This window comes from Janthinobacterium sp. FT14W, assembly GCF_009208755.1.
Lineage (GTDB): Bacteria > Pseudomonadota > Gammaproteobacteria > Burkholderiales > Burkholderiaceae_D > Janthinobacterium > Janthinobacterium violaceinigrum.
Window position 1 is genome coordinate 1 of the sequence record NZ_WFLL01000170.1, and the last position, 255, is coordinate 255.

General features: G+C 52.5%; 1 rRNA gene. It reads right to left on the minus strand.

Annotation, left to right across the window (positions count from 1 at the left end):
- Positions 1–255: ribosomal RNA gene (locus GCN74_RS28485) — 23S ribosomal RNA — on the minus strand; the annotation flags it as partial.

The following is a 255-nucleotide window of genomic DNA, read 5'->3' on the forward strand; positions in this document are numbered from 1 at the left end:
TGGGTTCGGACCTCCAGGGCGTGTTACCGCACCTTCATCCTGGCCATGAGTAGATCACTTGGTTTCGGGTCTACACCCAGCGACTGATCGCCCTATTCGGACTCGATTTCTCTACGGCTTCCCTATCCGGTTAACCTTGCCACTGAATGTAAGTCGCTGACCCATTATACAAAAGGTACGCAGTCACGGAACAAGTCCGCTCCTACTGTTTGTATGCACACGGTTTCAGGATCTATTTCACTCCCCTTCCGGGGT